Source organism: Cupriavidus sp. 01L46 (genome assembly GCF_056399905.1).
Genome location: NZ_JBFTSF010000182.1, coordinates 1 through 13,089 on the forward strand (window position 1 = coordinate 1; position 13,089 = coordinate 13,089).

Annotated in this window: 11 protein-coding genes and 1 pseudogene; 8 read left to right on the forward strand and 4 right to left on the reverse strand. The window is 61.7% G+C overall.

Annotation, left to right across the window (positions count from 1 at the left end; all coding sequences use genetic code 11):
- Positions 1-555 precede the first annotated feature (555 nt).
- Entirely contained in the window at positions 556-1,458 is a 903-nt protein-coding gene (locus AC1DS3_RS25820) for a LysR family transcriptional regulator (RefSeq protein ID WP_477128234.1), read from the reverse strand.
- 136 nt (positions 1,459-1,594) lie between these two features.
- On the opposite strand from AC1DS3_RS25820, the gene AC1DS3_RS25825 reads away from it, so the two are divergent.
- The 4 genes from AC1DS3_RS25825 (at position 1,595) to AC1DS3_RS25840 (ending at position 5,896) form a co-directional block, all read left to right on the forward strand.
- A complete protein-coding gene (locus tag AC1DS3_RS25825; RefSeq protein ID WP_441635623.1) occupies positions 1,595-2,122 on the forward strand; it encodes a cysteine dioxygenase family protein in 528 nt (175 codons plus the stop codon).
- Between the two features lie 38 nt (positions 2,123-2,160).
- Positions 2,161-3,171, forward strand: coding sequence for a uroporphyrinogen decarboxylase family protein (locus AC1DS3_RS25830; RefSeq protein ID WP_477128235.1), 1,011 nt, complete (start codon positions 2,161-2,163; stop codon positions 3,169-3,171).
- Positions 3,164-4,228: a Bug family tripartite tricarboxylate transporter substrate binding protein gene (locus tag AC1DS3_RS25835; protein WP_441635619.1), complete on the forward strand. Its 1,065-nt coding sequence runs from the start codon at positions 3,164-3,166 to the stop codon at positions 4,226-4,228. Before AC1DS3_RS25830 ends, AC1DS3_RS25835 begins: the two co-directional genes overlap by 8 nt.
- 399 nt (positions 4,229-4,627) lie before the next feature.
- The gene (locus tag AC1DS3_RS25840) at positions 4,628-5,896 is read left to right on the forward strand and encodes an alginate lyase family protein (RefSeq protein WP_441635617.1); all 1,269 of its coding nucleotides are present in this window, start codon (positions 4,628-4,630) and stop codon (positions 5,894-5,896) included.
- A 187-nt stretch (positions 5,897-6,083) separates the two neighbouring features.
- On the opposite strand, the gene AC1DS3_RS25845 is transcribed toward AC1DS3_RS25840, so the two are convergent.
- The 3 genes from AC1DS3_RS25845 to AC1DS3_RS25855 form a co-directional block, all read right to left on the reverse strand.
- On the reverse strand, positions 6,084-6,527 hold the full coding sequence (locus AC1DS3_RS25845) for a GNAT family N-acetyltransferase (RefSeq protein ID WP_441635615.1): 444 nt from the start codon (positions 6,525-6,527) through the stop codon (positions 6,084-6,086).
- A gap of 515 nt (positions 6,528-7,042) precedes the next feature.
- Positions 7,043-7,474 carry a GNAT family N-acetyltransferase gene (locus AC1DS3_RS25850; protein ID WP_441635613.1) on the reverse strand — a complete coding sequence of 144 codons (432 nt, stop codon included), beginning with the start codon at positions 7,472-7,474 and terminating at the stop codon, positions 7,043-7,045.
- A gap of 90 nt (positions 7,475-7,564) precedes the next feature.
- The gene (locus AC1DS3_RS25855; RefSeq protein WP_441635611.1) at positions 7,565-7,882 is read right to left on the reverse strand and encodes a hypothetical protein; all 318 of its coding nucleotides are present in this window, start codon (positions 7,880-7,882) and stop codon (positions 7,565-7,567) included.
- Between the two features lie 363 nt (positions 7,883-8,245).
- Here AC1DS3_RS25855 and AC1DS3_RS25860 point away from each other — a divergent pair, with 363 nt between their 5' ends.
- The 4 genes and pseudogenes from AC1DS3_RS25860 to AC1DS3_RS25875 form a co-directional block, all read left to right on the forward strand.
- Entirely contained in the window at positions 8,246-8,656 is a 411-nt protein-coding gene (locus AC1DS3_RS25860) for a hypothetical protein (protein ID WP_441635609.1), read from the forward strand.
- Positions 8,657-9,466: 810 nt separating this feature from the next.
- Positions 9,467-9,808 (forward strand): hypothetical protein, encoded by a 342-nt coding sequence (locus tag AC1DS3_RS25865; protein ID WP_441635607.1) that lies wholly within the window; start codon positions 9,467-9,469, stop codon positions 9,806-9,808.
- A gap of 316 nt (positions 9,809-10,124) precedes the next feature.
- A pseudogene (locus AC1DS3_RS25870) lies at positions 10,125-10,238 on the forward strand (H-NS family nucleoid-associated regulatory protein); the annotation flags it as partial.
- Between the two features lie 477 nt (positions 10,239-10,715).
- The coding region (locus AC1DS3_RS25875; protein ID WP_477128236.1) for a sensor domain-containing diguanylate cyclase at positions 10,716-13,089 on the forward strand (2,374 nt) is incomplete at its 3' end.

Sequence of the window (13,089 nt, forward strand, 5' to 3'; positions counted from 1 at the left end):
GCGTTGTGCCCGGCACTGGATGCGATCCTGACATGGGCGGAGCGCCGTGAAGACTTTCCGTAGGCTGCGCCGAGCTTGTGCGGCTAGCAGCCTGTCATCCAGAACCCCAATTTCGCAAGTCGGCGACGTGGTCTCATCCGCGACTGTCTCATGTCGCGCCGGAACMTGACGGTCGTGAATCTCATTTGAGGGGCAGCACTGGGTCGGCAGCAGCCGATGACCGCCGTCGGTCCTCGAACGGTGAGCCGATGGCGGAGTTTGGCCATGAGCGGTCATTGGACTAACAGACGACTCGTAGCTGGCCTTATGTGGGCGATTCGAAGTCTGGGACCGTTCTGTTTTTGGGCGCGCCGCGATGATGCTGTATGGACCTACCGTATCKACAGGTCGGCAACCGTGTGTACGCGTGCCTGATGTGCTGATGAGCGTGCCCCATCGCTTGATGGCTGCCAGAGCGGAATAAGCCGGGACCGAACTCGACTTGAACGCGCGGAGCCGGTGGCTACCAGTTCCATCGCACGCCCAAGTTGCCGAAGATGCTGCGCGGCAGCGAGCTTACCCCGCCAGCGCGTCAGCCTGCTGGCCCAACTGCCGCAGCAGGGCACTCACATAAACTGCGGACGCGGCCGCATCTCGCCGCGTGCATAGCTTCAGTGGCCGCAYCGCCCACTTCTCGCACAGCGTCAACACCCGCACGCCGTCGCAGTTGATCGACCGCAACACCGAGCGCGGCACCATGCCGACCCCCGCGCCCGAGCGCACCATTRCCACCACCGCTGCGAAGCCGGACACCTGGATGCGTACGTCCATGTGATGTCCCAGGGCTGCGGCCTTGCCCACCATGAAGGTATGAATGGCAGCCCCGCTCTGCAGGCTGACGAAGGGGCGGCTCAGGCAGTCCAGGAATGCTACTGACTGGCGCGCGGCCAGCGGGTCACCCTCGGGCACCACCATGACGACTTCATCCTGACGGTAGGGCAGGAACACAAGTTCGGGATGCTCGTCATCCCATGTGACCACGCCAACGTCGGCTCGCCCTTCGGCCACGGCGGCCACGATGTTGTGGCTGAGACGCTCGTCCAGGGAGATACGCACTTCCGGGTAGTCGCGCAGGAACGTCTGCAGATCCCCCGGCAAGAACGAAGCGATCGCACTGCTGTTAGCAAAGATCGTGACCTGCGCCCGGACTCCTTCGGCATAGGGAGCCAGGTTGGCGTGCATCTGCTCCAGCTCGGCAAGGCAGCGGCGGCAGTGCTCCAGCATGACCTGGCCAGCGCGTGTCAGCGAAACGCCGCGTGCCTCCCGCACGAACAGCCGGGTGCCCAGCGCTTGCTCCAATTGCTTGATGCGCAGGCTGGCCGACGAGGGCGCCAGGAAGCAGGTGGCGCCGCCTCGCGACACGTTGCCTGCGTCGGCCACTGCCACGAACAGTTTCAGGTCTATCAGACTGTAGTGCATAAGGTTTCGTATTTTACAAAAGCTGTTTTCCAAACATCTCGTTTGTTCCTCATTTCACTTAATGAAAGACTAAACGCCTTCAATGCGTTGTGTCATAGATTTTGTGAAAAACGAACTGTTACTGGGAAAAACCCCTATGTGCTTGACTCTGGAAACCGACAATCTGACCGCGCTCACCCGCGGGATCGACGCCGCAATGGCATTGCCGCCGGATCGCTTGCCCGGCGCGGTGCAACACGCCTTGCAGGCATCTTTCGCCGACGGTAACTGGCTAACGCCGGCACAGCGCCAGCCGGACCCGCAGCGTTATGCGCGCCACGTGCTGCAGGCCGACCCACAGGGACGCTATACGGTAGTGGTCCTGGTGTGGCAGGCCGGGCAGTTCAGCCCGGTGCACGCGCACCACACTTGGTGTGCACTGACGGTGGTTCAGGGAGAACTGCAAGAGCACTACTACACCTGCGACCGCCAGAGCCTGCGCGCCACGCCACTTCACTGGCAGCCGCGCGCCGTGGGCGCGGGCAGCAGCGGGACGGACGGCCTGGACCAGGTCCATCGGCTGGGCAACGCAGGCGCTGGTCTGGCGATCTCCGTCCACGTGTACGGCGTGGAGGCCGCGCGCGTAGCCACGGGCGTAAACCGAGTCCTCGCGCTGGCCCCCTGAATCCGCTGGATTGCGCAAACATCGAAGCGAGCAAACACATGCAGACCATGAATCATTGGCAGCGCATTGAAGCCGCCCTGTTGGGCKACGCCACCGACCGTACTCCCGTTGCGTTGTGGCGCCACTTTCCGGAGGACGACCTGGACGTGGACAAACTTGTGCGGCACACCCTGGAGTGGCAGCGAAAATGGGATTTTGACCTGGTCAAATTCATGCCACCGGGCACATACGGCGTAGAAGACTGGGGCGCTGTCACGGCGTACCAGGGCAGTGCCAACGGCGCGCGCGCGGTGGTGGCGTCACCTGTGCGAACAACGGAGGATTGGCTTCGAATCCGGCCGTTGGATGTAAAACAGGGCTCCTATGGCCGCCAGAACGAGGCGCTACGCGCAGCGGCACGGTCCTTGCGCGGCGCGGTACCCATTCTGCAAACCGTGTTCAGCCCACTAACCACGGCGCGCAAGTTGAGTACGGACAGGCTATTTGCTGACCTGCGCTGCGAGCCGGATGCGCTTGAGGCGGCGCTGCGGGTAATCACGGACACCACGATTCAGTTCGCGTTGGACTCGCTGGAGGCCGGCGCGCACGGCGTGTTCTTCGCAACGCAACTGGCGTCGAGCCGCATGCTGACGACCCAGGAGTATGAGCGATTCGGGAGCCGCTACGATCTGGAGGTGCTCGCTGCGCTGCGTGGCCACGCACAACTCAACATGTTGCACGCGCACGGCGACGACATCATGTTCGATCTCCTGGCGACGTATCCAGTCGACATGTTCAATTGGCACGACCGCCTGACCCCTCCAGGGCTGGAGGCGGCGGCGGCGCGCTTCACGCGCCTGCTGGTGGGTGGCTTGAACGAGCACGGCACCTTGCTTCACGGAAGCGAGCAGGATATTGCTGATGAGGTGCACAACGCAATAGCGCAAACGGACGGCCGCCGCCTGATAGTGGGTCCGGGCTGCGTTTTGCCAGTTGCGACGTCGGACACGGCGATACGCGCGGTGGTCCGGGCCGCGCGAGCGCCGCAGGAGCAAGCCTTGTATGCTTGACGCCGCCGCGAGCCGGCACCAACCAAGAATAGGGCGGCGCCGAATTGCCGCTTACAAAGATCAAGGAGACAACATGCGTCACATCCTGGCCTGCCTGGCCGCTGCGGTGGCCCTGGTTCCAAGTCTGCAGTCGTCCGCCGTGGCGGCGGACTGGCCCGACCCGTCCAAGCCCGTGCAGATCATCGTGCCCGCGCCGGGCGGTGGCGGAACGGCTGACACCCTGGCACGTGTGCTAGCCGAGCAATTGCACAAGCAACTCCACGCCACAGTCATCATTGAGAACCGTGGCGGTGCCAACGGTAATATCGGTGTCGGGATGGCCGCCGGGGCTGTACCGGATGGGTACAAGTTCCTGTTTTCGTGGGCAGGCACGCTGGCGGTAAATCCCAGCTTGTATGCCAAGCTGCCGTTCGATTCGCAAAAGAGCTTCACACCGGTGGCGCTGGTGGCCGATGTGCCCAATATCCTGGTGGTCAACAAGAGCCTGCCGGTCAAGAACCTGTCCGAGTTCATTGCGTTTGCCAAGGCCAACCCCGACAAGCTGAACTACGGCTCCACGGGCAATGGCAGTTCCATGCACGTGGCCGGCGAACTCTTCATGCGTGAGACCGGCACCCGCCTGATACACGTGCCGTACAGTTCGCCGGGTCAGGCTACCACCAATCTCCTCGCGGACGATATCCAGGCCATGTTCCAACTAGTGCCCGGCATCCTCGGGCAGGTCAGGAGCGGTAAGGTGCGTGCGCTTGCCGTCATGTCGAATCCGCGTTCGCTCGCCTTGCCTGACGTGCCGACCGCCGCCGAGCTGGGCCACTCCAATCTGATGTCTTCGACCTGGTTCGCAATGCTCGCTCCCCGCAACACGCCAGAACCCATCGTGATGCGCATGAATGCGGCACTGAACGAAGTGCTGCGCGACCCGGAGGTGATCCGCAAATTCACTGAGATGGGGGCAACGCCGTTGGGCGGCACGCCGCAGCAACTGTCAGCGCACTTGGCGGCCGAACTCGTGAAGTGGCGAGCGGTGGTGAGCCAAGCGAGTATCAAGATTCAGTAGGAGCGCGCTCAGGCATTGACCAGCATCCCGGGCCCTGCCTTCTCGCGCCGGGCTGGCTAGCCTAAGCCGACAAACTCCCAAGGGCAGGGTGCACGGATCTCAAGGAGGCTGCGAGCGTGCCTGGGCTTCTCCCACTACGTAAGCCGAATATATGCGTATAGACGTATGCGGTCCGTAAGCGACGCCTGTTAGATCGGTATGCGCAGAATCGGAATGATTCTTCACGGGATGACGGACGATTCTTTACGGCATGCTTACTGTCAACCGTAGCGTCGCGAGGACCGTTCATACGTTGCAAAGCGGCTTTCTCCCGGCGGCCCGTTCATCGTACGCCGGTTCCTGTTCGAATCCATACTGGTTCTTTCTCAGCAAGACCGGCGCAACCATTATCGGAGCCATATGGCATTTCGTCTGTCCTTGCGAGCAGCAGCCACGATTCCCGTTCTTTGCATCGTGATGCTTGGCGGGTGCATCGCCGCGACGCAGCACCATACCGACGTGACCGGTTCATATCAGTCACACACCGGCGCGCAACCGAAGCCTGCGCCCGGCGCCCGCATGGCCGGCGCACCTTTTGTTCACCCCGGCCTCCTGCATACGGAGAGCGATTTCACGCGCATGCGCGAGAACGTCGGCGCGCGGCGGCAGCCGTGGTTCGACGGCTGGCAACGCCTGGTTGCCAACCGGCATGCGTCGCTCGACTGGAAGCCGAATCCGCAGCCGGCCATCTATCGCGGACGTAACCCCGACCACGCAGAGAATTACGCCACGCTCTTCAACGATGCCGCTGCGGCCTACGCKCTTGCACTTCGGTGGAAGATCACCGGCGACGACACCTACGCGCAACACGCCATAGAAGTCCTGAATGCGTGGTCGCGCACGCTGACGATGATCGGTGGCAGTTCCGACAAGTTCCTGGCTTCCGGTATTTACGGCTACCAACTGGCGAACGCCGGCGAAATCCTGCGCACGTCCCCACTGTGGCGTGCCGACGATTTCCGGCGCTTCCAGTCGATGATGCTAGGCGTGTTCTATCCCATGAACCACGACTTCCTGGCGCGGCACAACGGCGCAAAGATCGACCACTACTGGGCCAACTGGGATCTCGCAAACATGGCATCCATGCTGGCAATCGGGGTCCTGACCGACCGTCACGACATCTATGCCGAAGCGGTCGACTATTTCAGGCATGGCGCCGGCAACGGTTCAATCGAACACGTGGTGTGGAAGCTGTATCCGGATGGGCTGGGTCAGGTGCAGGAAAGCGGGCGCGACCAGGGGCATACCATGCTCGATATCGCGCTGCTCGGGGCGTTCTGCCAGATGGCCTGGAGCCAGGGGGACGATCTTTACGGATATGACGACAACCGGTTCCTGCGCGGAGCGGAATACGCCGCCCGATACAACCTCGGGAAGGACGTGCCTTACACGCAATACACGAACAGCGACGTCACGCAGCCCGTCATCTCGCCGAATTCGCGCGGCGACGGGCGTCCGATCTGGGCACTCGTCTACAACCACTACGTTGTGCTCAAAGGGCTCTCCGCGCCGGACGTCGAGGCTTTTGCCCGCAAGGTCGCGCCGGAAGGCGGCGGTGGCGACTACGGTCCCAACAGCGGCGGCTTCGATCAACTGGGATATGGGACGTTGACATATACGCTTAAATGACGGCCAGCGTCTCAGGCAGATTATCCGGTACGGTGTGGCTGGCGTAACAGGAGGCGTGATTTGTGATCAGCGGTGACCGGCTGGCATCTTCCAGGGACGCAGCGCGTCGTAGTCGTCGGCGGTCTTCGCCCGTGGGCCGCCGTGCCAGTCAGGTGACTGCGTCGCCCGCGCTAGAACAGCGCCAGCACTAGTGGAACTCGCATCGCATGCAGAGTGCAGCCGTTTGCACGGCCCGCTGAAATGCACTTGAAGCCGTGACTTCCGGTGGTGCCTCTTCGGCAGGGATAAGGGAGAACCCCCAGCGCGCGAAATAGGCTGGGGCTACAGCAGAGAGGAGATAAGCGTCTCGCGCCTCGGTGCCGCGAGCTTTTATCAAGAGCGCCTCAACCAATCGGCTAGCGATGCCCCTCTCGCGGTATTCAGGCTCAACTGCTACCGAGCGGATTAGGATGGACTCTCCATGGCGCTCTGCCGCTGCGCAGCCAACGATGTGGCCATCACACAGGGCAACGTGGAAGGCTTCGATAATTTCGACAACATCCGTTGCAGGTAGCCTGCAGCGCTCAAGCAAAGCAACGATTTCCTGCAAGTCTAAGTGAGAGGCCGAACGTAGGTGAATCTCGGTCATCATGATGAAGTGACTCCAACTTGCGTTTCCTTAGGCTAAGAGAAGCCTGCGGCACGCTCTAGTAATACTGAAGGCATATGTTTGCCTTCTTCTTCACTTGGCAGCGCGATGGCCATGCGGCATCGTCGGCCGTCATGGAGGTGAGCCTATCACCGAACACGCGATCAGCTTGTAATCGATTGTGAGATTGCAGCCAGGGGCCGCAGGAAACAATGAAGTCACTCCGCAGTGCGGGGAAACGGAGACCCGCTACTGAGATGTAGGTGCGCCTTCCGAGCATCCAGAAATCCAGGGTATGTACGAGTTCATACCGCCATCGCCCGGCGTGATGCTGGCGGCAGCGTATCTGCGGTCGGTTTGGTAACAGGTGCGCGCGAACCCATGTACACGAACGGGTAAAGCGGAGCGGGGCCGCCCCATTCGCCCGCACTCTGACCTAGTGATGCGTACCGGCGCCCCACACTCTCCTACGCAGGCGCGTGCACGGAGAAAACTGGCGATGCATGTGGAAGCAGACGCTAGAGTGTGACCCTCATGACTGCCGCAGTGTTGGCACTGGTATTGGAGAATTCATGAGAAGCCAGCAATTCCAGGGGTATGGCCACACGGTCGACTGGCGTGAAGCCAAGTCGAGAGAAATAGCCCGCGGCAGTTTCAGTTCTGACCACCAGGGATTCGATACCGCGCAAACGCAAATCGGCCACCAGTGCGGAAACCAGAAGAGCGGCCAGACCTGCACGTCTTGCCCGTTCCGCCACGGCGACCCCTTGTAACAGGCCAACCTTGCCGCCAAGTTCTTCGATACCGGCGCACCCAAGAAGGCCAGTCCGGTCTCGGCTGACATGAAATTGCACCGCTTCGCTATATATTCCGCCAACGGACAGCGAGCACGACCGAAGCAATGCTTCCACATCACGAAGGTCTGCCTTGGTCGCACGGCGCGGCCTCATAGCGTTACCTGTCAATCCAATGCGTGATGACGAGCGCCTTGGCGTTCCGGCTGTTACTCACCAGCATAGCGCTCACTCATATTCGTCATCTTAGTCATCGTAGTCGTCATGCCAGCGTCGCCATTCGCGTCGACGCTCGCGCCATTCGCGTTCGCGCCAGCGCTGCTCCCGCCAGGCACGCTCCCGCCACGCACGGGCCCGCCAGTCGTCGTAGTAGTAGCCCGGGGCAACTACCACGGGCGGAGGCTCGATAACCACCGGCGCTGGCTCGTAGTAGATAGGGGGCGGGGTGATAACCGCTGGCGATGGGATACCGATGCCGATACCTACGTCCACTCGCGCTTGAGCAACGTTCGAGGCAAGTCCGGTCATCCCGGCCAGTATCAAAAGTGCTGCGACCCTTCGCATGGTTTACTCCGTTTCCTCTTACAGAGACTCTAGGCCGGCTTGGCTCAATGATGTATTAGCGGACTCGCAAAGCGGTGACTTTCTGTAACGCGATGTGGAGGCGCCTGGTGTCCACCCGGATTGGACGGTCTACGACACAGCCGCGCATCTTCCGCGTGGGACCGGGGTCGGAGTACACCAGATAGTCCAAGAACCAATCTGAGGGTGGAGACGCATCCGTYCACGCGCGCAACTTCAGCTCACCTGTTTCAGAACTTACGGATTGTCACGAGTTCTGAGTCAACTCAGCTCGGGACAGTACCGTTTTTACCGGTAAGCACGGCGCCTTGCCGAGTTGCTAAAAATTGTTCAGGAGTTCACGTCATGAAGAAGCTGTTCGCTGCTCTCGCCTCTGTAGCCCTCGTCGGTACTGTTTTCGCTCAGACTGGTGTTCCAGCTTCCGCGACTCAGCCGCAAGCAGGGGCGATGAAAAACCAGGTAAAGGTCGTCAAGGAAAAGAGAGCCACGCAGGCAAAAGCCGAAAAGGACAAGAAGGATGTCAGCGCGCAGGGCAACGTTGCAAAGGCTCAAGCCAGCACTGGCAAGGAAAAGGCTGACGTAAAAGTTGACGCCAATAAGTCCGTCGCCAAGGGCACCCACCACAAGGCGAGCAAGATGGGGGCCGCCAGTACCGAGGCCAGTAAGGCGAAGGCGGATGCTGCGAAACCGGAGGCTCAGGCCGACGCCGCGAAGGCTGCAGCCAGCGCCAGTGTAGACAAGACGAAGAAGCAGTAAGCTGCTCCCATCGAGCGGAGGGGGGTACGTTGCCATGGCGTTGGCCATCGCGACGAAGCTCGAGTGCAGGAGCCTTTTGGAGAGTGCCAGTCAGCTGGAAGGCCAGCCTGGCCTCTCCGCGCTTGTTCAATATGAGGGAAGTGCCATGAGAGCCTTTCTCGCATTGCTGATCGCCGCATCCACGCTGCTCGGCGGTTGTGTCGTGGTGCCATACGATGGCGGGTACCATGGTGGATACTATGGTCCATATGGATATTGGGGCCACAGGCACCACGGACACCATGGAGAAAACGACTAACGCGGAATTTGACGCCGTCGTTACATCCGAAACGCCAGCCATTCAGCCTAGACATCTGCTCGAAGACGACCGGGTGCCGCCAGCTCAGGGGCGGGGGCACGCCGAGCTTTCGCCGTGCCCCCGAGAAATCCATGGCAACCGTCCCAATCCCATGGCTCGCTAGGTTCTGACGGAGCACAAGCCAGCTTGACCTTTCACTTGTGCCTGCTCCTCCATGGAGCACGAGGCGGCTGGCGCGGCCCTCCACCTCAAGCCGGTCGGCGGCCAAAACTTCGGCACCAGTGTCAATTGCGACCTCATGCCCATCACCAGCTAGGTCTGGAAGATTCTCTTTCGCCGGCGCACGCGAGGCTATGGCGTTTGCCAGATACCTCGGCCAGCTTGACAGCCACCCACGCGCTATACCGATTGCAGATCACTTGCGACACTGCGGTTACAAATCCTTACGGAAATCGCGTAAAGATGACTGCCGCGAACCAGTACAGTTACGCTCGCCCAGAGTTGAGGAAGAAATGAAGCAGCTTGTATTGATTACGGCGTTCGGTGGCGCACTTCTCGCAATTGCCCCCGCTGCCCACGCGCGTGTAAATGTCGACATTGGCATCGGAATTCCCGGTGTCGTCTATGCCGAACCGGCGCCGGTCTATGTCGCGCCCCAGCCGGTGTATGTAGAGCCCCAACCGGTTTATGTAGCGCCCCGGCCCGTGTATGTTCCTCGCCCAGTTGTTGTCGCTCCTGCGCCCGTCTATGCGCCCTACTGGCGTGGGCGCGATGATGATGATGACGACCAGGGCGAGCGGCGGTGGCGCAGGCGTGGCCACCACGGACACGGGCGACACGGGGACGACGACTGACGGGGACCTGGTGAATCCAATAGGATAGGAGCGCCCCTCGGCGCGCGTTGTGCGAGCACAGGCGACGGTTCGGGTCAGGCCCATCGACCGGAAGTCCCGAATCATCTCCTCACCTTCGGGCACTGCCGTGAGGCTCGGCGCTTCTTCGGCAAGGTCTGTTGGACGCAACAAATCCTTTTCCGGAGCAGCGGCACTAGTGGCACGCCATCGTGCCTTGCGTCGATTTTGCGGCTAACGATGCTAGGGCGTACCTCGCCCCCAGGACCGGGAATCATGTCCGTGAATGTGATGTGCTTTACGGCCAGAACCCAAGTCATCCCTGCCGCCAAAGTATCAAGACCCGAAAACCGGTGCCACTTGGACGGGCCGCGGTCGAGCACCGGCCTGGCTTGGCAAGAATCGCGACAAATTTCTGATTGCAGAAGCGTGAGCGCAGGACGGAGCTATCCGCCGCTACTTGGCGCGCACGTGCCGCATTGACCGAGAAGCCGCTCAATCACCGGGTTGGCACCCGGGTGAAGCAGTGGGTCTTCCACATCGAGAGTGTCAACGCCTATGACTCCCAGCTAAAGGCTTGGATGGCACGTGTCAGAGGCCTGGCTGCCAAGAACCTGTCCTATTATCTTGGCTGGCGCCGCCCGTTGCCCATGCCGAGCGACGATAGCCTTTGCGCCCCCTCATGCTTGACTAAGCACATAGGGCGCAGCCCCCACTTAAGTGGGGTATCCGCAATCGCATTCGGCCTTGCCCCCGCTCCAATTTGGGATAACTTTGTAGACACAGGTAAAAGAACGCTGCGCGAGTCCGCGCGCCCCGGTGGCGGCGGCCCGGCAGCAGCCGGCTGACACCATCGCCGCTTGATCGCTTAGGTCTGCAGTCCACACGTCACGTTCCTGGGGGATATCGTGTGCGCAAGCTACTGACGCAATTGCTGCGTCCGATCGGACGCGTCAGTACGACCGTCATCACACTCGGCGCGCTGCTGCTCGGCCTGCTTAGCACGATCGTCGTGCATTCGCTTTACACAGAGCTGCTGGAGAGGGATGCGCGCCTGCGATTCAAGAGCGATACCGACGATATCGTCCAGCAGATCGATACGCGTATCCGGCTCTACACCGACGTCCTGGTAACCATGCAGGCGCTCTTCGGCGCTAGTGACGATATATCGCGCGAGGAATTCCGGGACTTCGTCAATGGCCTCAACCTGGAACAACGCTATCCCGGGTTCCAGACGCTCAACTACGCGCCCTATGTGCCGGCCTCCGAGCTGGCCAGCTTTGTCGCCAGCCAGCGCAAGGACCCAGTGCTGCGCGAGGCCGGCGTGGCGTTCTCTGTCCACCCTGCAGGGAAGCGGCCAGCCTATTTCGTGTTGACTTATGTCGAGCCGTTCCATAACAACCTGCCGTCGATCGGCATCGACATGGGGGCTGATCCGGGGCGCCTGGCCGCTCTCGAAAGAGCCCGTGACAGCGGGCAGGCAGTGAGCAGCGGGCGCCTGATCTTCAGCGAAGCCAAAGGTCCTCACGTCGGCATTGCCTTGCRCCTTCCGGTCTACAGAAAAGGCCAGCCGCTCGATTCACTGGAGCAGCGCCGCCGTGCCTATATCGGCTCCGTTGGTGCTGGTATACGAATCAGCGGGCTGCTTGGGGAGATCGCCGGCAACGAGCGCATGTATGGGACCCGTTTCGAACTGTACGACGCCGGGAAACTCGATGGCGAACCGGTACCGCCGTCCCCGGCGACTCTGCTGTACGACAGCGCCGGCGGCATGACGGCAACCGGCCCCGCCGTTGCCAAGGCGGCTAGCCAGGCCAGCGCCGCACGGCTTGCGGCCAGCGACGAGCCCTCCGCGCGCCAGCGGGCAAGCGTATCGGACGATCGTTCCTTCCAGCGCAAGGAGATGACACAGCCGTTTGGAGGGCGGCGCTGGCTCATTGTTTTCTCCGCCGACGCCCAGGCCATGGCGGGCCCGCAACGCTACCTGAAGCGTGTGGTGCTTGGGGCCGGGCTGATCATCACCGCACTGCTGGCCGGGCTGGCCTACGCGCTATCCAGTTCCCGGTCGCGAGCCCTGGCGGTGGCCGATGGCATGACGCACAGCCTGCGCGAGAGTCAAGAGGGGCTTGCCCAGGCGCAGCGGATCGCGCACCTGGGGGATTGGCGTCTCGACCTCGGGCGCAACGCAGCCTATTTTTCCCGCGAGATGGCCCGGCTGCTGGGTGTGCGGGCGCTGGATCCCACCCCCGACATGCTGCTAGGCGCTGCCGATCCTCGCTTTCGCGGCGTGTTGCGGCAGAGGATGCAAACCGCCTTGCGGGAGCGCGTGGCCTTCGAGCTCGAGTGCCCCTACCGCTCGTCACGTGGACGCATGGGTTGGCTTCACCTGATCGGCCATGCGCATGGACCAATGGGCACCGCCGTCCTGCGCGGTACCGCGCAGGACATCACCCAGCGAAAGCTCATCGAGCAGGCTCGCGCACAGGAGCATCTGGTTGCCTTGCATCTCGCCACCGTGTCTAGCGAAGCCGAAGTCCTGGAAAAAATCATCGGTACATTGGTTGCGGGAATGGAATGGGAGGCCGGTGCATTCTGGCCTTCGGAAGCAGGACGTGGCTTGGCGCTTGCGCCGGTTTGCCGGGCCAGAGCGCAAGAACTGGAACCTTGGCTGGCACGGCGGCCGGCCGACCCACAGGCAGATCAGGCAGATCAGGCAGACGTGCTGACGGAACCGCATTGGTATGCGGGCGGCGGTGCCATCGCGCGTTTGCCTCAGCATCGCTGGCTGGCCGACGCGAGCGTGCGAACCGTATTCGCTTTCCCGCTGCGCAAGGGCACGAGCACGATCGGACTGGTGGAGATGTATTCGCGCACCAGGCGTCCACGCGATCCACATGCGCTTGCCATGGCTAGCGCGATAGCTAGTCACACTGGCCACTTCCTGTTGCGTCGCCAGGCCGAGGAGACCCTGCGCTTCTTTGCCAATCACGATGCGCTCACTGGTCTGCCCAACAGGTTGATGTTCAAGAATCATCTCGAGAACAGCCTCGCTCGTTCCCGCTCCCGTCAACATCGTCTCGATATCCTCTTTGTTGACCTGGACCAGTTCAAGAGGGTCAACGACACAATGGGCCACAACGCGGGCGACGTCTTGCTGCGCGCCGTGGCAGATCGCTTTAGCGCGACGCTTGGCGAAGCCAACCTGATTGCCCGGCTCGGTGGCGACGAGTTTGTCGTACTGGTCGAGCCGGTCGACGACTTTTCCCTTTTGCACCGCATCATCA

Bases quoted from the DNA above. Each gene is read 5' to 3' on its own strand.
- AC1DS3_RS25825 (WP_441635623.1), top strand. From the start codon at position 1,595: ATGTGCTTGACTCTGGAAACCGACAATCTGACCGCGCTCACCCGCGGG.
- AC1DS3_RS25835 (WP_441635619.1), top strand. From the start codon at position 3,164: ATGCTTGACGCCGCCGCGAGCCGGCACCAACCAAGAATAGGGCGGCGC.
- AC1DS3_RS25845 (WP_441635615.1), bottom strand. From the start codon at position 6,527: ATGATGACCGAGATTCACCTACGTTCGGCCTCTCACTTAGACTTGCAG.
- AC1DS3_RS25850 (WP_441635613.1), bottom strand. From the start codon at position 7,474: ATGAGGCCGCGCCGTGCGACCAAGGCAGACCTTCGTGATGTGGAAGCA.
- AC1DS3_RS25855 (WP_441635611.1), bottom strand. From the start codon at position 7,882: ATGCGAAGGGTCGCAGCACTTTTGATACTGGCCGGGATGACCGGACTT.
- AC1DS3_RS25860 (WP_441635609.1), top strand. From the start codon at position 8,246: ATGAAGAAGCTGTTCGCTGCTCTCGCCTCTGTAGCCCTCGTCGGTACT.
- AC1DS3_RS25865 (WP_441635607.1), top strand. From the start codon at position 9,467: ATGAAGCAGCTTGTATTGATTACGGCGTTCGGTGGCGCACTTCTCGCA.